Origin of the sequence: Flavobacterium rhamnosiphilum (genome assembly GCF_004349195.1) — a bacterium.
GTDB classification, from domain to species: domain Bacteria; phylum Bacteroidota; class Bacteroidia; order Flavobacteriales; family Flavobacteriaceae; genus Flavobacterium; species Flavobacterium rhamnosiphilum.
In genome coordinates this window covers 378,256-401,096 of sequence record NZ_SMLG01000001.1, presented here as the reverse complement: position 1 = coordinate 401,096, position 22,841 = coordinate 378,256, and the positions used below count along the sequence as shown (strand labels likewise).

19 protein-coding genes are annotated in these 22,841 nt (G+C 33.5%); 8 read left to right on the top strand and 11 right to left on the bottom strand.

The window, feature by feature from the left end:
• Positions 1-307: 307 nt before the first annotated feature.
• On the top strand, positions 308-916 hold the full coding sequence (locus tag E0I26_RS01720; protein ID WP_131914772.1) for a superoxide dismutase: 609 nt from the start codon (positions 308-310) through the stop codon (positions 914-916).
• Between the two features lie 281 nt (positions 917-1,197).
• Here the strand turns inward: E0I26_RS01720 and E0I26_RS01715 are convergent, their stop codons facing one another.
• The 4 genes from E0I26_RS01715 to purN all read right to left on the bottom strand — a co-directional run bounded on the left by E0I26_RS01715 (position 1,198) and on the right by purN (position 5,437).
• Complete coding sequence (locus E0I26_RS01715; protein WP_131914771.1) at positions 1,198-3,096, bottom strand: amidophosphoribosyltransferase; 1,899 nt, start codon at positions 3,094-3,096, stop codon at positions 1,198-1,200.
• Between the two features lie 130 nt (positions 3,097-3,226).
• Entirely contained in the window at positions 3,227-4,150 is a 924-nt protein-coding gene (locus E0I26_RS01710) for a PfkB family carbohydrate kinase (RefSeq protein WP_131914770.1), read from the bottom strand.
• 106 nt (positions 4,151-4,256) lie between these two features.
• Positions 4,257-4,736: a ribonuclease HI gene (rnhA, locus tag E0I26_RS01705; RefSeq protein WP_131914769.1), complete on the bottom strand. Its 480-nt coding sequence runs from the start codon at positions 4,734-4,736 to the stop codon at positions 4,257-4,259.
• Between the two features lie 137 nt (positions 4,737-4,873).
• A complete protein-coding gene (gene purN / locus E0I26_RS01700) occupies positions 4,874-5,437 on the bottom strand; it encodes a phosphoribosylglycinamide formyltransferase (protein WP_131914768.1) in 564 nt (187 codons plus the stop codon).
• Positions 5,438-5,613: 176 nt separating this feature from the next.
• Here purN and E0I26_RS01695 point away from each other — a divergent pair, with 176 nt between their 5' ends.
• From E0I26_RS01695 to E0I26_RS01670, 6 genes are all read left to right on the top strand, one after another.
• The gene (locus tag E0I26_RS01695) at positions 5,614-5,850 is read left to right on the top strand and encodes an acyl carrier protein (RefSeq protein WP_007137004.1); all 237 of its coding nucleotides are present in this window, start codon (positions 5,614-5,616) and stop codon (positions 5,848-5,850) included.
• A 182-nt stretch (positions 5,851-6,032) separates the two neighbouring features.
• Positions 6,033-7,286 carry a beta-ketoacyl-ACP synthase II gene (gene fabF / locus E0I26_RS01690; RefSeq protein ID WP_131914767.1) on the top strand — a complete coding sequence of 418 codons (1,254 nt, stop codon included), beginning with the start codon at positions 6,033-6,035 and terminating at the stop codon, positions 7,284-7,286.
• 9 nt (positions 7,287-7,295) lie between these two features.
• Positions 7,296-8,036, top strand: coding sequence for a ribonuclease III family protein (locus E0I26_RS01685; protein ID WP_131914766.1), 741 nt, complete (start codon positions 7,296-7,298; stop codon positions 8,034-8,036).
• 114 nt (positions 8,037-8,150) lie between these two features.
• A complete protein-coding gene (locus E0I26_RS01680) occupies positions 8,151-8,639 on the top strand; it encodes an IPExxxVDY family protein (RefSeq protein WP_131914765.1) in 489 nt (162 codons plus the stop codon).
• A gap of 5 nt (positions 8,640-8,644) precedes the next feature.
• Positions 8,645-10,075 carry a pyruvate kinase gene (pyk, locus tag E0I26_RS01675; protein WP_131914764.1) on the top strand — a complete coding sequence of 477 codons (1,431 nt, stop codon included), beginning with the start codon at positions 8,645-8,647 and terminating at the stop codon, positions 10,073-10,075.
• 177 nt (positions 10,076-10,252) lie between these two features.
• On the top strand, positions 10,253-11,023 hold the full coding sequence (locus E0I26_RS01670) for a Bax inhibitor-1/YccA family protein (RefSeq protein ID WP_131914763.1): 771 nt from the start codon (positions 10,253-10,255) through the stop codon (positions 11,021-11,023).
• A 59-nt stretch (positions 11,024-11,082) separates the two neighbouring features.
• On the opposite strand, the gene E0I26_RS01665 is transcribed toward E0I26_RS01670, so the two are convergent.
• The 3 genes from E0I26_RS01665 to E0I26_RS01655 form a co-directional block, all read right to left on the bottom strand.
• A complete protein-coding gene (locus tag E0I26_RS01665; RefSeq protein WP_131914762.1) occupies positions 11,083-11,598 on the bottom strand; it encodes a PAS domain-containing protein in 516 nt (171 codons plus the stop codon).
• 96 nt (positions 11,599-11,694) lie between these two features.
• Positions 11,695-12,777, bottom strand: coding sequence for a DNA polymerase IV (gene dinB, locus E0I26_RS01660; protein ID WP_131914761.1), 1,083 nt, complete (start codon positions 12,775-12,777; stop codon positions 11,695-11,697).
• A 54-nt stretch (positions 12,778-12,831) separates the two neighbouring features.
• Positions 12,832-14,922, bottom strand: coding sequence for a site-specific recombinase (locus E0I26_RS01655; protein ID WP_235831699.1), 2,091 nt, complete (start codon positions 14,920-14,922; stop codon positions 12,832-12,834).
• A 428-nt stretch (positions 14,923-15,350) separates the two neighbouring features.
• Here E0I26_RS01655 and E0I26_RS01650 point away from each other — a divergent pair, with 428 nt between their 5' ends.
• A complete protein-coding gene (locus E0I26_RS01650; RefSeq protein WP_131914760.1) occupies positions 15,351-15,818 on the top strand; it encodes a CYTH domain-containing protein in 468 nt (155 codons plus the stop codon).
• Between the two features lies 1 nt (position 15,819).
• Here E0I26_RS01650 and E0I26_RS01645 read toward each other — a convergent pair whose 3' ends face one another.
• From E0I26_RS01645 to pgi, 4 genes are all read right to left on the bottom strand, one after another.
• Positions 15,820-16,302, bottom strand: coding sequence for a septal ring lytic transglycosylase RlpA family protein (locus E0I26_RS01645; RefSeq protein ID WP_131914759.1), 483 nt, complete (start codon positions 16,300-16,302; stop codon positions 15,820-15,822).
• Positions 16,303-16,383: 81 nt separating this feature from the next.
• Positions 16,384-16,818, bottom strand: coding sequence for a hypothetical protein (locus E0I26_RS01640; RefSeq protein ID WP_131914758.1), 435 nt, complete (start codon positions 16,816-16,818; stop codon positions 16,384-16,386).
• 93 nt (positions 16,819-16,911) lie between these two features.
• On the bottom strand, positions 16,912-20,205 hold the full coding sequence (locus tag E0I26_RS01635; RefSeq protein ID WP_131914757.1) for a TonB-dependent receptor: 3,294 nt from the start codon (positions 20,203-20,205) through the stop codon (positions 16,912-16,914).
• Positions 20,206-20,520: 315 nt separating this feature from the next.
• Positions 20,521-22,164, bottom strand: coding sequence for a glucose-6-phosphate isomerase (gene pgi / locus E0I26_RS01630; protein WP_131914756.1), 1,644 nt, complete (start codon positions 22,162-22,164; stop codon positions 20,521-20,523).
• Between the last annotated feature and the right edge of the window lie 677 nt (positions 22,165-22,841).

The window sequence follows — 22,841 nt, the reverse complement described above, 5'->3', positions numbered from 1 at the left end:
AAATTTTGGTACTAAAACGTGTATTTAAAACAGAATGATAACTTAAAGCACAGTCGTTTTTTAGCCCTGATTGAAGTGGAAATCCTTTCTAGTCCTGAACTTGTTTCAGGATCCTGAGAACAAGTTCAGGACTAGAAAGATTGTAACGGAAAGCAGGGAATAGCTCCTGAAAACAAGTCTGTTACAATTCCAAAGAGCACACTATCAATTAATTTAATGAAATTATAACGAAATAGAATTTCCGTTTCCAAAGTTTAATGTTTAAATTTGAATAAAAATATTTATAAATCATTTAAACAATCATATTATGGCTTTTGAATTACCACAATTACCTTATGCGTATGACGCATTAGAACCTTATATTGATGCGCGTACAATGGAAATTCACCATTCTAAACATCACAATGCTTATACTACCAATCTTAATGCAGCTATTGTTGGAACGGATATGGAAGGTAAGACGATTGAAAACATTTTGATTAATCTTGACCTAAAAAACGCTGCTGTTCGTAACAATGGTGGTGGCTTTTACAATCATAACTTGTTTTGGACCGTAATGACGCCAAACGGTGGCGGACTTCCAACAGGAGATTTACTAGTTGCTATTGAAGCTGCTTTTGGAACTTTTGAAGAATTTAAAGCAAGTTTCAGCAAAGCTGGAGCAACTCAATTTGGTTCTGGATGGGCTTGGCTTTGTGTTCATAAAGGCGGAAAAGTAGATGTTTGCGGTACTCCAAACCAAGACAATCCATTAATGCCAGGTGTAGGTTGTGGCGGAACTCCAATTTTAGGAATGGATGTTTGGGAACATGCTTACTATTTGCATTATCAAAACAGAAGACCTGATTATATCGAAGCTTTTTTCAATGTAATTAACTGGACGGAAGTAGCGAGAAGATACGCTTTAGAGAAATAGTTTAAGAAGTTAAAGGTTAAAGTAAAAGGTTAAAGTAAAAGGTTAGAAGTTGGGGGTTAAGAGGTTTTATATTGCTTTTGCAATTTCGTACTTCTAACTTTTTTTATTGACTTTAGTCCAATAAAAAAGGTGGAATTTCTTCCACCCTTTTTGCCCCAAATCTACCATAAACTTAACCTACTAATGTTATGGTGATTCAAATTTATATCAGTTCTTGGTTGCCACCAAATAAATTAGACAAACAACTTAGAAAACCGATTAAAAACCCATCATCGGCTATATTAGTATGCTCTAGCATCTTTTCCTTCATAGAAATTCATGAATGCTCGATTTACTACTCGGTTCCCTCCAGGTGTTGGATAGTCACCGGTAAAGTACCAATCTCCTAAATTTTTAGGACAAGCAATATGCAGATCTTCTACGGTTTGAAAAATAATTTTCACTTCAGCTTTTATCTCAGGAGAACTCAACATTTGTGCAATTTTATCTGAAACCTCTTGTGGTTGAAAAGGCGCATATATTGCTGTTACGTAATTTACGACATCAATGTCCTTGAAGTTTTCTTGTGCTTTACATTTCACATATACTTCGTCAACAATATGGTATAAGTTTCTTTCTTTAAGCAATTCTAAGGCTGCTTTGAAAGCTACCAAACCTTCCAGTTTTGCCATATCAATTCCGTAACAATCCGGATAGCGTATTTGCGGCGCTGATGACACGACAACAATTCGCTTTGGATTCAAACGATCCATCATTTTGATAATACTCATTTTCAAGGTCGTTCCTCGAACAATACTATCATCTATTATTACCAAATTATCCGTTGGTTTTATAACACCATACGTAACATCATATACGTGGGCTACTAAATCATCCCGACTGCTATCCTCTGTAATAAAGGTTCTTAATTTAGCGTCTTTAATGGCTACTTTTTCGGTACGGATTTTCACTGAAAGTAATTCCTGCAAAGAATCTTTTGTCAAAGTATCTTTATTTTCCAGAATGTAGTTGTTCTTTCTTTGGTTCAAGAAATCTTGCGCTGCTTCAACTAATCCGTAAAATGAAGTCTCGGCCGTATTTGGTATATAAGAGAAAACGGTATTGTCTGTATCTTCGTCTATTGACTTTAAAACGGCAGGCAAAATAAGTTTTCCTAAATTTTTTCTTTCTTGATATATTTCGGCATCACTTCCTCTCGAGAAATAAATTCGCTCAAAAGAGCATGCTTTTTTAACCGTTGGTGGAAGAATTTCCTGCATAGAAACCGTTCCGTTTTTCTTGATAATTAATGCATTTCCAGGTTCAATTTCTTGAACTTTTTCAAAAGGAACATTAAAAACAGTTTGGATTACCGGTCTTTCTGAAGCCACTACAACTATTTCATCATCTTGATAAAAATAAGCGGGACGAATTCCTGCCGGGTCTCTAAATACAAATGAATCACCATGACCCAGAAGTCCAGCCATAGCATAACCTCCATCTAAATTTTTAGACGCACGAGTCAAAATCTTAGCAACATCCAGTTTTTCAGCAATTACTGGCGAAGCTTCTCTTTTTGTCAATCCATTAACTTTACATTCTTGGTACAAATCAGTCACTGCATCATCCAGAAAATGACCGATTTTTTCCATTACCGTAACCGTATCCGCCATTTCTTTTGGATGCTGACCTAGTTCAACTAAACTTTGAAAAAGCTCTTTAACATTAGTCATGTTAAAATTTCCGGCCAAAATCAAGTTTCTGTGCATCCAGTTATTCTGACGTAAAAATGGATGAACACTCTCAATACTGTTTTTACCAAAAGTTCCATAACGAACATGTCCTAAAAACAGTTCCCCTAAATACGGGATTTTCTGTTTTTGAAGCGCTACATCATCCGCATATTCCGGATGAGAAGCCATTTCCTCATTTATTCTGTCATTTATTTGAGCAAAAACATCTTGAATAGGTTGCGCATGATTAGAACGAACTCTACTGATGTAACGTTCTCCCGGCTCCACATCTAGTTTTATGCTTGCAAAACCTGCTCCGTCTTGCCCGCGATTGTGCTGCTTTTCCATAAGAAGATACATTTTTTGTATTCCGTAGAAAGCAGTTCCGTATTTTTCTTTATAAAATTCAAGCGGTTTGAGTAGTCTAATTAAGGCTATACCACACTCGTGTTTTAAAGCATCACTCATTGTAAAGTTGTTTGTGTTGTTGTGTTATTCTAAAAAATATATTGAACTGATCTAAAAAATCGATAAATCAGATGTAATTCCCTGCTAATTTTATTTAACAAAAAAACCTCGTTTCCGAGGTTTCCGTGCATTATAATTCTATATCGAATTGTGTCAGTGATTTGAATTGTTGTAATCTGGACACAACTTCCTCTTTATCTAAATCAACCATCCTTTCTGTTCCAAATTTTTCTACACTAAATGAAGCTAAATTAGAACCATAAATAACGGCATTTTTCATATTCTCAAAAGAGATGTTTTCACTCTGCGTTATAAATCCTGCAAATCCACCTGCAAAAGTATCTCCTGCCCCAGTTGGATCAAAAACCTCTTCTAATGGCAATGCTGGCGCAAAAAACACTTCTTTTTTATGAAACAAAAGCGCTCCGTGCTCTCCTTTTTTTATCACCACGTATTCTGGTCCCATTTTACGAATTTTTGCAGCTGCTTTTACCAAAGAATATTCTCCGGAAAGCTGTCTTGCTTCTTCATCATTAATGGTGATTACATCTATACGTTTCATTACATCAAGTAATTCCGGTAAAGCACAATCCATCCAAAAATTCATAGTGTCTAAAACTACTAATTTTGGTTTACTTTCCATTTGATCCAAAACACTGCTTTGTACTAATGGATGTAGGTTTCCCAACATCACCACATCAGCATTTTTAAAATTTTGAGGCACTTTTGGTTGAAAATCACCCAAAACATTAAGTTCGGTAGCCAATGTATCTCTTGAATTCAAATCATTATGGTAAAGTCCGCTCCAAAAAAACGTTTTACCTCCTTTTACCACTTCAAGTCCCGAAATATCAATGTTTCTTGCTGTCAATAAATCTAAATATTCTTGTGGAAAATCATCGCCAACTACAGAAACTATGGCAGATTGTAAATTAAAAAAAGAAGCCGAAAGTCCTATATAAGGTGCAGCTCCACCTAAAATTTTATCAGTTTTGCCAAAAGGCGTTTCTATGGCATCAAAAGCAACGCTTCCAACAATCAATAATTTATTCATTTATATAGGTTTCGAATTAAGGCGCAAAGATAGTTTATAAGTTGTAAAGTTGCAATGCCTCACAATTGTAAAATTTTCACAATTTATCACTCTGAAAAACAGTTGTTTACAACAATTTTTCTTCTTCTTTTTCGTAAAAAGCATCGACTGAAAGTTGCTTTTGCATCGAAGCCATAACGGCTAACTCATCACATCTTTCGTTTTGGACATGATTGTTATGTCCTTTGATCCATTTGAAATCAACTTTATGTTTTCTATACACCACTAAAAAACGTTTCCACAAGTCGGAGTTTTTTCTGTCAACAAATCCTTTTTTTTCCCAGCCTAAAACCCATTTTTTCACAACTGAATCTACCACATACTTAGAATCAGAAACTACTAAAACTCTAGTGTTTGGATTTTTTAATTTTTCGAGACCTACAATTACCCCCAATAATTCCATTCTATTATTCGTAGTTCGACGAAAACCCTCATAGAATTCTTTCTTATAAGGTTTTCCTACCCACTCCATTACTACTCCATAACCACCGTTCCCAGGGTTTCCCTTGGCAGCACCATCCGTATATATATGTACTTCGTGTTCCATTTTAGATTTCTTAGATTTTTAGACTGGTTAGAACAATAAACTATAATTGATTTAGGCTTTTCTAAAATTTTAAGTATTGAACATGTTTTATTTTATGTACAACAGAAAAATCTAAGAAGTCTAAAAATCTAACTCATCTAATCTTCTAATAATCTCTCAATTACTTCTGGGAAATATTTTTGTTCTAATTCATGTATTTTTCCGGCCACTTCTTCTGGAGTTTCATCTCCTGATAAGGCTACCTTTTTTTGAAAAATAATATTCCCTTCATCATAATTTTCATCAACAAAATGAATGGTAATTCCAGTTTCCACCTCTTTATTCCCAACAATTGCTCTATGAATATACATTCCATACATCCCTTTTCCTCCGTACTTTGGTAGTAATGCCGGATGAATATTTATGATCTTATTAGGATAGACTTCAATGATGTTTTCGGGAAATTTTAATAAAAATCCTGCCAAAACAATCAAATCAGGTTGAATTTTATTTATTTTTTGTAATACAATACCTTCAATTAGTTCCTCTTTTGAGAAAATTATTGCTGGAACTCCATAGTTTTTTGCCCTTTCAATCACTAGAGCACTTTGGTTATTTGTAAACACCGCTTCAACCGTTCCAATTTTTGTTTTCGCAAAATACTTTATGATATTTTCAGCATTAGTCCCCGATCCAGAAGCAAAAACCACAATTTTTTTCATAACCTATCCTATTTTAATTGCACAAAAAAAGGCATAAAAATCGAAAATAAATAACATTCCGACAGCTTTGTTAAAATAAATTTCATAAATTAGATGTCACATTTATTAACTAAATAGTTGTTTTAAAATAAAGTTTTTTATTTTTGCCAACAAATTAAATTCTAAAATTAAAGATTATGTCAGACATTGCATCAAGAGTAAAAGCGATTATCGTAGACAAATTAGGTGTTGACGAAAACGAAGTTGTAACAGAAGCAAGCTTCACTAATGATTTAGGAGCTGACTCATTAGACACTGTTGAGCTTATTATGGAATTCGAAAAAGAATTTGACATTCAAATTCCAGACGATCAAGCAGAAAACATCGCTACTGTAGGTCAAGCAATCTCTTACATCGAGGAAGCTAAAAAATAATAAAGTATACACCCGTTTGCAATCCTGCAAGCGGGTGTTATTATTTTTTTTTAAAATTAAATTCGAGATTGAATTTCAATCAAAACTATATTTATTGTAATACCCATGGCTCTTTCGTAATAGTAATACAGTAAAGAAAGCATGGGTTTTATTTGTTTAAAGATAACAAAAATAAAGAATTTATGGTATTAAGACGAGTTGTTGTAACAGGTTTAGGCGCTCTTACACCCATTGGAAATAACATTCAGGAATTTTGGAATGGTCTAATTAACGGAGTTAGCGGAGCTGCTCCAATCACTTATTTCGATGCTTCAAAGTTTAGAACCCAGTTTGCCTGTGAAGTAAAAAACTTTAATGTTGAAGATTATATCGACAGAAAAGAGGCCAGAAAAATGGACCGTTACGCACAATATGCTATGGTTGCATCAGACGAAGCCATAAAAGACGCCGGTTTCGATTTCGAAAAATTAGACAAAGATAGAGTAGGTGTTATTTGGGGATCTGGAATTGGAGGATTAGAAACTTTTCAAATAGAAGTACTTAATTTTGCAGCCGGAGACGGAACACCTCGATTCAATCCTTTCTTTATACCAAAAATGATTGCCGATATAGCCGGCGGTCACATTTCTATGAAATACGGCTTTAGAGGGCCAAATTTCACAACTGTTTCCGCTTGCGCCTCTTCAACAAATGCCATTATTGACGCATTCAATTATATTCGTTTAGGACATGCTGATGCAATTGTAACCGGAGGTTCGGAAGCAGCAGTAACTATTGCCGGAATGGGTGGCTTTAATGCCATGCATGCGCTTTCTACAAGAAATGACGACCCAAAAACCGCATCTAGACCGATGGATAAAGACAGAGATGGATTTGTTCTTGGCGAAGGAGCCGGCGCTCTGGTTCTTGAAGAATACGAACACGCTGTTGCTCGTGGCGCAACTATTTATTGCGAAATTGGCGGTGGTGGTATGTCAGCAGATGCTTACCACATAACCGCTCCACATCCTGAAGGAATGGGCGCTAAAAATGTAATGTTAAACTGCTTAAGAGACGCAGGATTAAAACCAACTGATGTTGATGGTGTAAATATGCACGGAACTTCAACACCACTTGGTGACATCGGAGAATCTAAAGCGATTCTACATGTTTTTGGCGAGCACGCTTATACAATGAACTTAAATTCAACAAAATCCATGACAGGCCATTTACTTGGTGCTACTGGTGCGGTTGAAGCTATTTCATGCATACTTTCTTTAAAATACGGAATTATTCCTCCTACAATAAATCATTTCACAGATGATGAAAACATTGACCCTAAACTAAACTTTACTTTCAATACGGCTCAAAAAAGAGACGTAAAAGTGTTAATGAGTAATACTTTTGGTTTTGGCGGTCACAATGCTTGTGTATTGGTAAAAAAATTAGAAATCTAATAATTATATATGCGTATAATCAGAAAAATATTTTCAAAATCCCGTTCTCCAGAAGACGGGATTTTTTTTGATTCTATTCAGAAAATCTTGGGTTTTGACCCAGTAAACTTAGATTTTTATAAGAAAGCCTTCACACATCGTTCCTCAAATCGACTGGATATTTTAGGAAACCCTATCAATTACGAACGATTAGAGTTTTTGGGTGATGCCATGCTAAGCTCGGTAATTGCAGCACATTTATTCAGCAAAGCACCCGCCGGAGATGAAGGGTATCTTACTAAAATGCGTTCAAAGATTGTAAGCAGAGAACACTTGAACGAATTAGGAAAAGACCTAAATTTAGTACAATACATAGAAAGCAAAGTGCCAATACAGCATTTTGGAGAAAACATACATGGCAATATCTTTGAATCACTAGTAGGAGCAATTTATCTTGATAGAGGCTATGTATATTGTGAAAAATTCATTCAAAAAAGAGTTATAATTCCTTACGTAGATATCGCAAGACTCGAAGGAAAAGTAATTAGCTATAAAAGTTTGGTAATAGAATGGTGCCAAAAAGAAAAGAAAATATTTCATTATGATATTTTCGAAGATAACGCAATTGACGGGCAACGTTTATTTGGCGTAAAACTAAGTATTGATGACAAAGTGATTGCAAGAGCAAGAGCAACCTCAAAGAAGAAAGCGGAAGAAAAAGCATCCCAACGTGCTTATTTTGCATTTCAAGAAAAAATGGATAGAAAATAATATCAATTTTCATAAAACTATAACGTTTTCGTTCATAAATTAACGAAAACATCTTATTCTGAGAGGTCTATACTTCGATAGAAATACTATATTTACATCTTATTTTTTCATAAAATGGCTATTCATAAATTGGATCTTGGCGAATTTGACGAAATAGATTACGATCTCATCGCAATTCATACTTCATTAGAAGACTATCGATTGGCTTATTTTATTAATCAAAAGCTGCCTATAAATTTGAGTAAAAGCAAAAATGAAATTCAAATTAATATAAAAGAAGGCGAGACCAATTTTTCGAGATTTTATTATAATGACACCGAAAAAGACGTTTCTTGGGATTTGATTCAAAATAAAAATGAGGTTACCCAATACAAAAAAGGAAATACTCAAAATCTATTTTCAGATGTAGCAATGGAAGTTTCAACCAAAGTATTTTTACTTCCGGAATTTAAAAAAGTAGATTACTTTTTAAAAATAGAAAACAACGACGATACTATGAATGTATCAAAAATACAGATACTATTAAATACCATAGATAACGTATCAACAGTTTATGCAGTAGATACAAATCAAATAAAATCGAAAAACAATTTAATTTTTTAATACAAATGCTCACAAACAAAAAAACAAAAATTGTAGCCACACTTGGGCCCGCATGTAGTACAAGAGAAATCATAAAAGACATGATTGATGCCGGTGTAAATGTATTTAGAGTGAATTTCTCACATGCTGATTACAATGATGTAAAAGAAAAAATTAATATCATACGAGGCCTTAACGAAGAATTTGGCTATACAACTGCAATCCTAGGTGATTTACAAGGACCAAAACTTCGTGTAGGAGTTATGGAAGAAGGTGTAATAGTTCATGATGGTGATTTAATTACATTTACCACTGCCGAAGACATTCTTGGAACTGCAAAGAAAGTATTCATGAAATACCAAAACTTTCCAAATGATGTTAATCCTGGAGAAAGAATTTTGCTTGATGATGGAAAACTTATCTTTGAAATCGTTGAAACGGATAAAAAAACAGAAGTTATAGCAAAAGTGATTCAAGGTGGTGAATTGAAATCTAAAAAAGGAGTAAATCTACCTAATACAAAAATTTCTCTTCCCGCAATGACCGAAAAAGATATAGCAGATGCTATTTTTGCTATTGGACAAAACGTTGATTGGATTGCATTATCTTTTGTAAAAACACCAAGAGACTTACAAGACCTACAAGAATTAATTGCGGAACACTCGGACTATAAAATTCCAATTATTGCCAAGATAGAAATGCCGGAAGCATTAGAAAATATTGACAAAATTGTTGCGTATTGTGATGCTTTGATGGTTGCTCGTGGAGACTTAGGAGTGGAACTTCCTGCTCATGAAGTGCCACTTGTTCAAAAAGAATTGATTCGCAGAGCTAAAACAGCTCGAATTCCGGTAATTGTTGCCACTCAAATGATGGAAACGATGATTACTAGCTTGACGCCAACTCGTGCAGAGGTGAATGACGTTGCAAACTCGGTTATGGACGGTGCAGATGCAGTAATGCTTTCTGGAGAAACGGCTACCGGTAACTATCCGGTTCAGGTAATTCAAAAAATGACACAAATTATTGAAGCAGTGGAAGATTCTCCGCTAATTCAAGTACCACAAAACACCCCACAGATTAAAACAAAACGTTTTATCACTAAAACAATTTGTCATCACGCTGCAACTATGGCTAATGTCATCAAAGCTAAAGCGATTTGTACCTTGACAAATAGTGGCTATACTGCTTTCCAGATTTCGGCTTGGAGACCTAACGCTCATATTTTAGTTTTTACTTCAAATAAAAGAATCCTTACCCAATTGAATTTGTTATGGGGCGTAAAATCGTTCTTGTATGACAAAAGAGTAAGCACCGACGATACTGTGACTGATATAAATGATATCGTTAAAGAAAAGGGATATGTTACCAAAGGAGATTTTGTTATTAATTTAGCCGCAATGCCAATAAAAGAAAAAGGAATGGTTAACACCTTGAGAGTTTCAGAAATAGAGTAGTTTAAAAATTACTTAAATACTTATCCGTCTTGTCTCGCTTTTAAAACGAAATAAGACGGATTTTTTTATTCATAAACGTATTTCGGTCCTACTCTCATGCGAAAAAAATTTAAGACTATTTAAACAATCTTCTGCAAAATAAAAATTATATTTGAGCAACAAATAATCCCACCAACTATGAGTTTCAATTCTAAAAATCCATTTTTAAATAATAAAACTTTTTCCACTGCAGTTTCAAAAAATGACGAAGTACATCACGCTACCATCATTGATTATAACGACGAAATGACTTTGTCAGGAACCATCAATAAAAGTTTAATCTTGTTTTTACTGCTTACCGCTTCTGCAACTGTAATTTGGTGGATGGCTTTTAACGGTATGAATCCAATGGTTCCGGCAATTGGCGGTGCTATTGTTGGATTAGTTTTAGTGCTTATTTCAGCTTTCAAACCACAATATTCTCCTTATTTAGCTCCGGGATATGCCTTGTTCGAAGGGTTATTTATTGGTGGAATTTCGGCAATATTTGAAGCCATGTATCCCGGAATCGTAATTCAGGCAGTAGGCGCAACTTTTGTAACGTTTATGGTTTGTCTGGGATTGTATAAATATAAAATCGTAAAAGTAACGGAACAATTCAAATCGGTTGTTGTGGCAGCTACACTTGCAATTGCAACTTACTATCTTATATCTTGGGTTTTTTCTATGTTTACCAGTTTTGTTCCTGTGCATTATGGAAACTCAATGATGAGCATTGGAATCAGCATTTTTGTTATTGTAATTGCTGCTTTAAATCTATTTTTAGATTTTGATCGAATAGAAAAAGGAGCCGAACAAAAAATGCCAAAATACATGGAATGGTATGGTGCCATGGGATTAATGATCACACTGGTTTGGTTGTATATTGAATTTTTAAGATTGCTATCTAAACTGAACAGTAAGAATTAAAACCATTATAAAAATTTCATAAAAGAGAAAACCTTTCCAAATCGGAAAGGTTTTCTCTTTTATGCCGCTTTCTCAAAAGCTATAAAGTGACTTAACTTCCCTTTTGTATTGAAGACTGGAAATCCTTTTATCTTACATCCATAAACATCTCCGTTTTTTTTATAATTCATAATTGTTTTTTCAAAAGGTTCTTGAATTAGTATTGCAGTACGAATTTCGTTCAAAATTGTCAAATCGGTTGCTGCACCTTGAAACATCTTAGGACTTTTACCCAGAACTTCTGCTTCCAGATAACCATTCATTTTCATCATATTATGCGACGCAAAAACAATATTCAATTTAGTATCTGTCACAATTATTACTTCTTCTCGTAATCTTGTTTTTAAATCCCAATTATTACGAATCCATTTATTTTGGGAAGCAAGAGCATCCAGTTTATTTAAATCCACAAAGAGATTTTTTATTAAACCTAAAAAATCATTATGGAAATCCCAAGAAGAAACAGGAACTGTTTTTACGCTTAAACTATTGTGATACTTAGCAATTGCCTCTTCATATTGTCCAAAACTACTCATGCTTTTTTATGTTAAAAAACCAAATATAATTTTATTTATAAAAGTAGAACAACATATTCCTGACTTTAACCATTGTTGAACGAGCAAATTAGTTCCTCAAAAATCAAATTTCAACTGCACGACGACAAACTTCTTCTCTTCGGTATTTAAATTACTGAGTGAAATTCCTAATAATCGAACCGAATCTTTCATACGTTCTTGATACAAAAGCTCCTTTACAATTTCTAAAATCAATCCTTTATCTGAAATAAAGTAAGGCAAAGTTTTACTTCGGGTTTGTTGTGAAAAGTCGCTATATTTTATTTTTAAAGTAATTGTTTTACCGGCTACATTGTATCTTTTTAATCTTTTTTCCAATGCACTGGCAATAACCTCCAATTTCTCAATCATGAAAATTTCTGAAGAAAGATTAACATCAAAAGTATGTTCGGCGGCAACTGATTTTGTAATTCGATCTGATTTCACTTCGCTGTTATGGATTCCTCTTACTACATTGTAATAAAAATTTCCTGATTTTCCGAAATGTTTCTCCAGAAACTCCAATGTTTTGCTCTTCAACTCCACACCGGTGAAAATCCCCAGTTGATACATTTTTTCAGTGGTTACTTTTCCAACACCATGAAATTTCCGAATGGGCAGTTCCTCCAAAAACGAAATAACTTCATCCGGATTGACCGTTTTTTGACCATTGGGTTTGTTGTAATCACTGGCAATTTTAGCCACAAACTTATTCACTGATATTCCGGCCGAAGCCGTTAAACCGACTTCGTTGAAAATACGCTGTCTTATTTCCTGTGCCAATAAGGTAGCACTTGGATTTCCTTTTTTATTATTGGTGACATCTAAATAGGCTTCGTCGAGCGACAATGGCTCAACCAAGTCCGTATATTCATAAAAAATCTTTTGGATTTTACTCGAAATTTCCTTGTATCTGTCAAAACGCGGTCTTACAAAAATGAGTTCCGGACAATTTTTTTTGGCCATAACCCCACTAATAGCGCTTCGAACTCCAAATTTTCTAGCTTCATAACTTGCCGCCGCAACAACTCCTCGATTTTCTGAGCCGCCAACAGCAATAGGTTTCCCACGCAACAAGGGATTATCCATTTGCTCCACTGAAGCATAGAAAGCATCCATGTCAACGTGTATGATTTTTCTATTTGGAATTAATTCCTGCATCTAAACTGATTGAATATCCAATACTATTTCCGAATGATTTATTAGTGCTAAAAATTATTTTTGGTCTTCTACGTGCAAATAGTTTTCTACAACAACTGATTTATTTTTCTTCTCCGTTGGAAAAAAGAAACTAATGGGTCTTGATTTGAAATGATTCCAAATGGAAACCGTAACAAATCGCAATTCGAATAATGAGATGGCTCTCGAACGAAATGCCAATCCCAGTGAAAGACTAAAACTCACCATAAAGTTAACTAATCCTATAATGCCAATCCCAAAAATACCCCAGAATAACATGGAGTTGCTTACCGCATAATTCGCCCCGTATAACGCCAGAGCGAGGTTTCCGCTTCCAAAAGTGATATGTCGAATATCAAGATTCAATCCCAAAAACAAGCCGATAGATGCCGTGCTTCCCATGAATATTCCAAACCAGAAATTTGAAATAATCCCAGCCCATCTTTTTCTGTATAATTTGGCTAATTTAACCGTTCTGTTTTTTCCAAAACTCCTTTTCAGCAAAGGGTGTTCTGTAATTCGAAAGTACACTTGGTTGTGTTTATCCCTGTTTGCGATACTTCCTGAGATAATTCCTGATAAAAACAAAAATACTCCGGCAATAGCCGCATGCAGTATGGCTAAAGAGTGAATCGGACTTAAATCAATAAGTAAGCCTTCCCATTTAGTTGCGGCAATATTATACTGCAACGTGTAATCAATACCCCAGATTCCAAGTAATGAAATCGGAAAAGCCATGATTACATTACCCACAAAAGCGATAAACTGAGAACGAAATACACGTGCAAAAAGAATCGCAAAAGCTTTGTATTTCTCAGCATCTTTTCCTTTTTTTATGACACCTTCTTCCAATGCTTTTATCAAAGCTGAAGCTGTCATAGCCGGTTGTTTTGTAGCAAGCGTAAAACCTAAAAGATAAATAGTAATAAATCCAAAAGCATAATTCATACTATAAAGAAAAGCGTGCCCAAAAAAACTGGTATCAGCTTTAGAAAGTAAAACTTTAATGATGCATAAAATCCCCACTATAAATCCTCCTCCTAAAGCAGTTCTAAACATTTTGAAATACTCTTGTCGGCTCTCAGTAATATAATGCTCCCCCGTTTTAGCGGTATGTTGCGTTATTTCATAGGAAATAAGTTGGGTGCTTTCGGCAATAAATTTCCTGACATTATTTTTGTAGCAATTGTATTTAATCAAATGCAAAACCAATGTAATTCCGTTATTTCTTTTATCATTTCCTTTTTCTATAATCAACAATGAAATTAAAAATTTAAGTCGCACTAATTGCTGTCTTATTTTTAATAAGTTCTGATTTACACGAAGTGAAATTCCGTATTTTGAACTGTTGTGAAATGCTTTCTCCACAAAGTCTTCGCATTGTTTATGTAAAACTAACAGCTGGGCATAGGACAAATCATCAGGTTTAATAAAATGGTTTTCAGAATTTCTGATTCGGTCTTCAATCAGAAATAGTTCCTTTTCAAAAGCTGTAAAAGGACTTTCGTAATCATCAAATTCAGGCACCATTTTGATAACATCGGTTTCCAAAGCACGACCACTAATGCGTTGCGTAATTAAATCCATTGCAACTAATAATTCCGACAAAACTGAATTAGGTGCTACACTTTCATAAATTGATTTGAATTTTAAAAGCCTGTATAATTCTTCCAATTGATTGGATGGAATTTTATTAATCCAAATCGTATCATTGGCCAAATAGAAAACCTGATTAAGAATATATTCCAAAGTATCTTTTTGTGGCTGATACGGTAAAAATTTAGCGAAAATTCTTTTTTTGACTTCAAAAATAAAATCTACATCTTGCAGAATAGCTGCATCAGAAAGTATTTTGTTGAATTTTTTATCTTTTACTATTTCTTTGAGATATATTGAGAATTGTTCCCTGCAAGAATCATTTTCATTGAAAAAAGAAATGATTTCCTGTAAATCAACCGTTTCCAGATTTTTAAATTTCAAAGGTCTAATCAGCCTAATCAATTCAATTAAGGGTTCTAAGCTATCGTCTGTTTCACGCCAAGATTGATTTTTACCAAAAAACTTGATTAGTAGTCCTGCTGGTGTTGGTTTAGATTTTACTTTAAAAATTGGCATATTTGAATTCATTCGGTTTTTGTAAAAATACAAATCGACGCAACAACTTCCATTAACTTATTCATAAAATAACTGTCATACCGTTTGAACATAAAATTTACTGGATTCCGTTGTTGTAGTTTTGTCATTTCGACGAAGGAGAAATCACATAACGAGAGCAACTAATGAGATTTCTCCTTCGTCGAAATGACAAATAGACACCGTTTTTATTTCATTACAAAGAAAGCTTAAATAGTATAAGTAAGAAAAATAGAAATATTTGATACCTTTGAGTTTCTGGATTAGCCCGGATAGAAGTGGAAATCTTCGATTGAAAAAAACTATTTTTTCTTTTTAAAAAAGAGCGACCCAAGAAGCTCCTTTTTTAAAAATAGAAAAAAAGTTTTATGATTGAGAAATTGAAACGAATAGCTGGATATAGCTCCAAAATATTTATAAAAATGATTGAAATAGAAAGAAAATTTTTGGTTTTAAACGATTCATTCAAAGCTGAAGCTTTCGCACAAAATCATATTGCGCAAGGGTATTTGAGTTCTGCACCAGAACGCACGGTGCGAGTACGCATAAAAGGCGACAAGGGGTATTTGACCATAAAAGGGATTTCAAATGATTCCGGAATGTCCCGTTTTGAATGGGAAAAAGAAATCCCTGTTGCTGAAGCAAAGGAATTACTATTGTTATGCGAAAAAGGTGTTATTGATAAAACCCGTTTTGAGATAAAACGAGGCGACCATATTTTTGAGGTTGATGAATTTTATGGCGAAAATGAAGGTTTGATTGTCGCTGAAATTGAACTTGATTCTGAAATGGAAACTTTTGAAAAACCAAGTTGGATAGGTGAAGAAGTGACAAATATTAATCGCTATTACAATGCTTATTTAAGTACTAATCCATACAAAAATTGGTGATTTAATTACTTAATACTGCTATTGTCACTTGCATTCCGCCACTGCTTTTATTGGAGGCTATATCCATAAATGCTCGTTTTGAAAGATCAATTTCTCTGGATTTCACAAATGGTCCTCTATCAGTAATTTCCACAATTACGGACTTCCCATTTTTCTCATTAGTCACTTTTACTTTTGTGCCAAAAGGGAGTTTTTTGTGCGCTGCAGTATACTTGTTATTATCAAATTTCCTACCGCTTGTAGTTCGTCTTCCATTAAACTTATCGGCATAATAGGATGCATGCGCCTCCTTTTTATAGATTTTGAATTTTCCTAATGAAGTTATTAAAGAATCTAATTTGTTATCTTGTAATTCAATTCCTGCTTTACCTTTTTTAAGCGTGTCTTTTTGTATCGCTGCTTTTTGTTTATCTGAGATTGAACTTTGGCTGCTGACTAAGCTAATAATTGCAAGTAAAAAAAATAATGTTATTGATTTTTTCATATATATCGTATTAGTTAAATCTATTTTACAAAAACCATACCTAGATAAAAAAAGCCCTATTTCTAGGGCTTTTTTGGTTTTTTAAAACCAAATTTTCCATGGAATCCTACTTAAAATAAGTACTAATCCCAAGCCATAAAAAATAGAAAAGGTTTTGAATTTTGATTCACTAGCAATTATTTTTTTATGTTTTGACCAACCAATCGTAATTAGAACAATTGCAATGATATTTATTAACGGATGCTCTAAAGCCAACAATCTGCTTTCGGTTGTTAAACCACCCATTCCAACTGCTTTTATCATATTTAATCCATTAGGAGATACAAAGTATAAAATCAACCCAACTAACAATTGAGTATGTATTGCTATTAATGCAAACAATGCTATTTTCCTGTCTTTGGAAGCAAACTCTCTTTTTGAAGACATTCCAATAAAAGAATTAACCACCGCAATCACTAATACTAAAAGTGCTAAATACCCCCAACCTGAATGGAATTTTTGAATAAAATCGTACATAAATAATGTTTTTGTTTTAACAAATATAAGAAAAAAAGGCATAAAAAAACCCTCATTTCAATTGAAATGAGGGTTTCACTATTTTAAAATAAACTAGTTGAACGTGTAACGAACACCAGTTTGCATTTGCCATCTTGATGAATTCAAACCTACATCATCAACTTCATTAACTTTATTACCTACATTAGGATCATAGCTGAATGTTGGTGTGCTAGTACCTGGCAAGAAATTAACTTGTGTTAACAACTGTACTTGGTCATTACTTGTAAAATATCTTTTACCCCAATTTTTATTTAAAAGGTTTGTGAAGTTAAAAATATCCGCAGTAAATTCCAATGTATGTTTCTTTTTACCAACATTAATCGTAAATTCTTGTGCAAATTTCAAATCGACAACATGAGATGTTTTTAAACGATCTCCATTACGTTCCGCATAAGTACCCTTTCTTCCTCTTAAATACTCATTCCCTTCTATATAAGCACTAAGAGCTTCCCATTGTAATTGAGGTGATAATGGATTTGCTGTTGTAGAAACTAAGTTAATTTCACTTTGTGTAGCAGGAACATAAATTAATGCTGAATTAGAGAACGTATCTTGTAACAAACGACCAGTATCATTATATACATAACTGATTGGAGTTCCTTGAGCACCTTCATAAAATACACCAATTCTAGATTTAGTAAATTTACTCCATTTGAATGTGGCATTACCATTAGAAATAATTCTTCTTCCTGGATCAAAATCAGATCTTGAAAGTGCTAAATAATTTGCACCATTCACTGTTTCAGTATTATTCCATTGTGAACTATTTTGAGAAGAAGTTGCATCAAGCAGAACAGTAGATTTACCGTAAGAGTACGTTCCAGAGATATTAGCATCAACGAAATCAGATCTGAAATTTTTAGTCAATGTAAAAGCAAGATTATATGCTTTCCCTTCATCCGTATTTGAAGCTAAATAAATCCCTAAATACTTACTATCCACCCTTGAATTTCCATTATAGCGGGGTCTGGTATCAGCCCCAGTTAAAGCGCTTGAAGAAGCTTTGATATTTAAGTTTTCATAGGTAATTGCGCTGATATTATCATTATACGTAATTTCAGAAGTCAAAACAAAACCTAATGGTAATTTTTGGTCAACTGCAAAACTTGCTTTGAATACTTGTGGCAATTTGAAATTTTTTGCAAACAAATCTACATTTCCACCTTTTTGACCAGAACCTGGCAATGGCCCTAAAGCAACTGATCCATTCATAATTTGACTGGCAACACTCGGATTAGAATTGAAAACTGGAATTATTGGACTTGGAGAACTCGAAGTATTTATAATTTGAATAGCACCTTGAGAAGCACCGTTATTATTATAAGTTCCACCAGGCCAAACTAAAGGTAACCTAGAAGTGAATATCCCAAATCCACCTCTAATTTGTGTAGATCTTTTTCCATTAACATCATAGTTGAAACCAAAGCGTGGTGCAAAGTGAGCAGAATTTCTGATTCCTTGTCCAACAGTCGCTCCTTGTAAATTTTTACCGGCAGCTTGCAACAAACCAATTGTTCTATTATTAAAATCATCATTTACTAAACCATCTTCCCAAACAGGAACATCTACTCTAACACCATAAGAAACTTTAAAATTATTAGATAGTTTCATATCATTTTGAATGTAAAATCCAAATTGTTTAGTTCCAAATTCAGCTGCACCTAATGACTCATCACCTTCACCACCGAGTAAAGAATAGTTTAATTGAAATCTATTAGGTTTTAAGCCATTCAAGAAATTATCCAAGCTATCGTATCTGTATGATCCAAAATTATTACCAAGGAAAACATTTCTTGATTGTGAAAATTCATTATGAGTACCAATAGTTATTTTACTCATTCCTGCATTAATTTCAAAATTATCTGAAATCGTCAAGACCTTTTGACTCAGGAAATTTGCGGTAGAAAACGCTTCCGCTCCAAAGAAAATACTTGCTCTAGAACCATCAAAAATTTGAACAGACGGAAACGGATTTCCTGACGCATCTCTGTCATCAATTACACTAGTATAAGCAACAACTAAATTATTTGAAAATTTGTTTCCAAATCTTGAACTCAACTCTAAAGTTGTTGAATTAGTTGTTGAATTAAACAATTGGCTACCATTAATAAAGCTTAATGCAGTTGCAGAAGATCTACTTGGAGAGAAATTCTCTGCTTTCACATAACTGTGTTTTAAAGATAATTTGTGGTTATCATTGATATTCCAATCTATCTTACCAATCAATTTATCACTCACAAGAGTTCTTACATTATTATCATAAGATCCCGGATTATATCCATAATCATTAACCAATTTCGCTCTTAATTGTTCGATTTTAGCCAATGCAGTTGTTGGATTAAAAGGGGTACCTCCAATTGCACCCGTGTATATTCCAATATCAAATGGTTGAGGCGTTTCATTATCTTGTCGCTCATAATTAACAAAATAAAATAATTTATCCTTTATTAAAGCTCCACCTGCACGAACACCATAAGTTTGAGCAGAGAAATCAGCTAATTTTTGTCTTCCATTTATTCCAACTAAAGAAGGCGGAGTTTTTCCTGCTAAAGATTCATCTCTATTAAAAAAGTAAGCTGAACCTTCAAAATTATTAGTTCCTGATTTAGTAATCGCGCTAATTGCTCCTCCTGCAAAACCAGAAAGCTTTACATCATAAGGAGCTACGCTCACTTGAAATTGCTCAATTGCATCAATAGAGATAGGACTTACTCCTGTTTGACCTCCATTAGTTCCATTTGCAGCTAATCCAAAAACGTCATTGCTTACAGCACCATCAATGTAAATAGCATTAAATCTATTGTTTTGACCTCCGATTGATAAAACATCATCACCTCTTAATTGAGCTTGTGGTGTTAGTCTGGCAAAATCTGAAATGTTTCTAGATAAAGAAGGCAATGCTTTAATCTTATCTGAATTAATTACTGTTTGAGCTCCAGTTCTTTGTGAATTAAAAGTATTATCTCTTGAAGTTCTAACTACAACCTCTTGCAATTCATTTGATTCTTCTTGTAATACAACTTTAAAATCTTTTGAATCACCTAATTGAAGGTAAATTTCACTATCTTCAAATGTCTTAAAACCAATAAAAGTAACAACGATTTTGTACGGACCTCCAACTCTCATATTTGAGATTCTGAAATTACCCGTATAATCTGTAGATGCAGTGTATCGAGTACCTGATGGAGTGTGGGTTGCAAGAATTGATGCTCCTGGTAAGGATTGAGAGTCCTTATCATAAACATTACCGCTAATAGAAGAGGTAGTGTTACCCTGAGCATAAGCTCCCGAGTTAGCAAACATTAGTACAACTAGAATTAAAAATAATTTTAATAATTTTTTCATATTGTTTAATTTATTAATATTTGGCAAAAATATAACATTTTTGACTAAAAAAGTTAACATAACGTTAAGAATGGCATATTTTTAAGTAGGATTTTTTACCTTAAAATGATTTGTTTTGTTTTTTTGTTAAAAAAATACATAATTACTATTCATGCATAGTATTTTTATATTTTTAATCAAAAAAATCGTAACATAACTGAACCCAAAATACCCTATTAATTCTAAAAAAAAATCATTTAATCCCCTAAACGACAAAACCTTGACTTTTCAAGTCAAGGTTTTGTCGTTTAGAATATCGATTAAGAATAAAAAAACTTATTTATGCTGCAAAAAATGATTCAACAAAAAGGTTGTAGAACTGTCATGATTTTTGACTGTTTTTGTATTAATCTCCTCCAAAATAGAATTAGCCAATTGTTTTCCTAATTCAACTCCCCATTGATCAAAACTAAAAATATTCCAGATAATTCCTTGCACAAAAATCTTGTGCTCATACAAAGCAATCAAAGAACCCAACGTTTTTGGAGATAGTTTCTGGATTAAAATAGTATTGGTAGGCTTATTGCCCGTGAAAACTTTAAACGGCAAAAGAAACTTAGCTTTCTCTTCTGAAATTCCTTGTTTATCGAATTCAGCCTGAACTTGCTCTCCAGATTTCCCATGCATTAACGCTTCTGTTTGTGCAAAAAAGTTAGACATTAGCTTATCATGATGGTCATTATCTCCATACAAAGGAGCTACAAACCCAATGAAATCAGCAGGAATCAATTTTGTTCCTTGGTGAATCAATTGAAAAAAAGCATGTTGTGCATTAGTTCCCGGCTCTCCCCAAATAATAGTTCCCGTTTGATAATTTACCGGCTTCCCATCACGACCTATACTTTTACCATTACTTTCCATAGTCCCTTGTTGCAAATAAGGAGCTAATTTTTGCAAATATTGCGTATAAGGAATTAAAGCCTCACTTTCGGCACCAAAAAAATTATTGTACCAAACACTCAATAAAGCCAAAATTACTGGCATGTTTTTGTCGAAATCGGTTGTTTTGAAATGTTCGTCCATTTCATTTGCCCCTTCTAACAATTCATCAAAATTATCGTATCCAACGGCTAAACTTATCGTAAGTCCAACGGCACTCCACAAAGAAAATCTTCCGCCAACCCAATCCCACATAGGAAATACATTGTCTGGATTTATCCCAAACTCTGTTACTTTTTGAATATTGGTGGAAACTGCAACAAAATGCTTGGCCACATCCTTTTGAGTCGCTGATTCTAAAAACCATTTTCTGATAGTTTCAGAATTAGTCAGTGTTTCCTGCGTTGTAAATGTTTTAGAAACAATTACAAAAAGTGTCGTTTCCGGATTTAGTTTTTTTATAATCTCATTTACATGATCGCCATCCACATTGGAAACAAAATGAACGTTCAGGTGATTTTTATAAAATTGTAATGCCTCAACAGCCATAGCAGGGCCTAAATCAGAACCTCCAATACCTATATTAACAACATCCGTGAAAGATTTTCCCGTATAACCAGTTCTTTCACCTGAAGTAACCTGATTCGTGAATGTTTTTATTTTACTTTTTACTTCATAAATTTCAGAAACCACATTATCCCCATCAATATTTATAACTGCCGATTCTTTGGCTCGCAATGCGGTATGAAGTACGGCTCTATTTTCGGTTTGATTGATTATTTCGCCATCAAAATAGTCTTTAATGGCACTTTTAAGACCTACTTCATCTGTCAATTCCAATAACAACTGAAGTGTTTCTTGATTGATAATATTTTTTGAATAGTCAATTAAAAAATCATTCCATTGTAAGTTGAATTTTTCAGTTCTGGTTGCGTCTAATTGAAATAATTCCTGCATCGAAGCTTTTTGCATTTCGTTGTAATGCATCTCAAGTTTCTTCCAAGCGTTCGTTTCTGTTGGGTTTATAGTATTTAAAGCCATCTATTAGGTAGTTTGTAGTATTATTTAAATTCAGGCAAAAATACTGAAATTAGTTTTAACGCTAAATGAGTTTTGAATTATATAACAATTTAGAAGAAAAATACCAAAATAGTAAAGCTCTAAATCAACTTTGCAAACCAAATATAAGCCCCGAATTTCTACTAATTATCAAAATTAAGGCTTAGTTCTATAAAGCAAGACGTTTATAACTTATCGAGTTACTTACATAAAAAACACTTAGAATATCGTGTTACTATTGAAAAAACATTAATGAACAGGCATTCCAAAAATTTTAGTAATTTGTTTTTTATTTGTCAATAAAATCAAGACTTTAATAAACAAAGAGATTAAGAGAATAAGAGTGATATTTAAATAAGTAACTCGATTAATTTATACTACTTTTCAAACAGATAATTAAAATACCACCTTTGTGTAAAGGTTTACCATATAAGAAATATAAGAGCATTTAAGCAGGCTGTAAAAAGCAATAACTTATATTTCTTATATGGTTAAAATTTAATGCTGTTTATTTTAGTATATAGCCCAAATTAATTAGTAGAAATTCGGGGCGAAAAAATTTTAGAAGCAAAAGCGAAATACACTAAAGCGCATAATTTTAAACTATAATTTGAAACCAATAAACGACTACTAAATACCTAATACTGACTCCTAAATTT

Coding starts and splice junctions, on each gene's coding strand:
- E0I26_RS01715 (WP_131914771.1), bottom strand. CDS start 3,096: ATGAGTGATGCTTTAAAACACGAGTGTGGTATAGCCTTAATTAGACTA.
- E0I26_RS01665 (WP_131914762.1), bottom strand. CDS start 11,598: ATGAGTAGTTTTGGACAATATGAAGAGGCAATTGCTAAGTATCACAAT.
- E0I26_RS01635 (WP_131914757.1), bottom strand. CDS start 20,205: ATGAAAAAATTATTAAAATTATTTTTAATTCTAGTTGTACTAATGTTT.
- E0I26_RS01680 (WP_131914765.1), top strand. CDS start 8,151: ATGGCTATTCATAAATTGGATCTTGGCGAATTTGACGAAATAGATTAC.
- E0I26_RS01695 (WP_007137004.1), top strand. CDS start 5,614: ATGTCAGACATTGCATCAAGAGTAAAAGCGATTATCGTAGACAAATTA.
- E0I26_RS01640 (WP_131914758.1), bottom strand. CDS start 16,818: ATGTACGATTTTATTCAAAAATTCCATTCAGGTTGGGGGTATTTAGCA.
- E0I26_RS01650 (WP_131914760.1), top strand. CDS start 15,351: ATGATTGAAATAGAAAGAAAATTTTTGGTTTTAAACGATTCATTCAAA.
- E0I26_RS01710 (WP_131914770.1), bottom strand. CDS start 4,150: ATGAATAAATTATTGATTGTTGGAAGCGTTGCTTTTGATGCCATAGAA.
- E0I26_RS01685 (WP_131914766.1), top strand. CDS start 7,296: ATGCGTATAATCAGAAAAATATTTTCAAAATCCCGTTCTCCAGAAGAC.
- pgi (WP_131914756.1), bottom strand. CDS start 22,164: ATGGCTTTAAATACTATAAACCCAACAGAAACGAACGCTTGGAAGAAA.
- rnhA (WP_131914769.1), bottom strand. CDS start 4,736: ATGGAACACGAAGTACATATATATACGGATGGTGCTGCCAAGGGAAAC.
- pyk (WP_131914764.1), top strand. CDS start 8,645: ATGCTCACAAACAAAAAAACAAAAATTGTAGCCACACTTGGGCCCGCA.
- E0I26_RS01670 (WP_131914763.1), top strand. CDS start 10,253: ATGAGTTTCAATTCTAAAAATCCATTTTTAAATAATAAAACTTTTTCC.
- purN (WP_131914768.1), bottom strand. CDS start 5,437: ATGAAAAAAATTGTGGTTTTTGCTTCTGGATCGGGGACTAATGCTGAA.
- E0I26_RS01720 (WP_131914772.1), top strand. CDS start 308: ATGGCTTTTGAATTACCACAATTACCTTATGCGTATGACGCATTAGAA.
- E0I26_RS01645 (WP_131914759.1), bottom strand. CDS start 16,302: ATGAAAAAATCAATAACATTATTTTTTTTACTTGCAATTATTAGCTTA.
- fabF (WP_131914767.1), top strand. CDS start 6,033: ATGGTATTAAGACGAGTTGTTGTAACAGGTTTAGGCGCTCTTACACCC.
- E0I26_RS01655 (WP_235831699.1), bottom strand. CDS start 14,922: ATGAATTCAAATATGCCAATTTTTAAAGTAAAATCTAAACCAACACCA.
- dinB (WP_131914761.1), bottom strand. CDS start 12,777: ATGCAGGAATTAATTCCAAATAGAAAAATCATACACGTTGACATGGAT.